General features: G+C 73.6%; 1 protein-coding gene. It reads right to left on the bottom strand.

Annotated features, from left to right (window positions below):
- Positions 1–21 precede the first annotated feature (21 nt).
- Positions 22–1009 (bottom strand): chitinase (locus VR44_RS40170; RefSeq protein WP_045952642.1); only part of this gene is annotated, 988 nt, incomplete at its 5' end.

Raw genomic sequence — 1009 nt, 5'->3', positions numbered from 1 at the left:
GCAAGATCCGAAAGAGACGACCTAGCGGAGGGCCCTGAAGGCCATCGTGAAGGCCAGCGGCTGCTGGAGGACCGAACTGCACGTGGCGTCCGCGTGGTCCAGCGCGCCCGCGGGGCACTGCCTGTCGCGGGCCGCGGACCACATCGCCAGCCGGCCGATGCCCTTCGCCGAGGCGAACTCCACGAGCTGCGTCGCGTCGGAGACCGAGAAGACCTCCGACGCGACGTCGTTGACGCCGATCATCGGGGTGACGGCCAGGGCCTTCCACGCCGCCTGGTCGGTCAGCCCGAGGACCGACTTCAGCTGGGCCTGGGTCGCCGTCGCCGCCTGGATCGCGTACCGGCCCATGTCCCCGCCGTACGCCGGCCCGTAGTCCATCGCCATGATGTTGACGGAGTCGATCCGTACGCCGCTGCGGCGGGCGTCGGCGAGCAGGGCGACGCCCGGCTGGGTCAGCCCCTCGGGCATCACGGGCAGGGTGAAGGCCACGTCCAGGCCCGGGTGGGACTTCTGCAGCCGGGATATGGCCTGCGCCCGGCGGGTGTTGGCGGCCGTGTCGGACAGGGCCCCGCCCTCGATGTCGAAGTCGACCTTGGTCAGCCGGTACTGGTCCACCACCTTCCCGTAGGCCGCCGCGAGCTCGTCGGCGCTCGCGCAGTTCAGCGCCAGCTCGCGGCCGGCGGCCCCGCCGAAGGACACCCGGACGTCGCCGCCCCGGGCGCGCAGCGCGCCGATCTGCCCCGCCACCTTGTCGCCCGCCAGGTCCGTGACCCCGCCCCACAGCGGGGTGCAGCCCGCGCCGGCGGTCACGAAGGCGAGGTGGAACTCCCTCTGTCTCTTATACACATCTCTGGTGGGCGCGGCGGTGGGCGCGACCGTCGGGGAGGCCGTCGCCGTCGGCGCCGTGGGGGCCGTCGAGGGGGTCGGGGCCACGGTGGGGCGGGTGGTGGGCCGGCCGCTGGGCTGCGGGGTCGCGCCCTGGTCGACGGAGCACATGACCCCGTTGATC

Origin of the sequence: Streptomyces katrae (assembly GCF_000966975.1) — a bacterium.
Classification (GTDB): Bacteria; Actinomycetota; Actinomycetes; order Streptomycetales; family Streptomycetaceae; genus Streptomyces; species Streptomyces katrae.
Note: the sequence above shows the minus strand (reverse complement) of the source record. Positions and strands in the feature narration are given on the sequence as shown.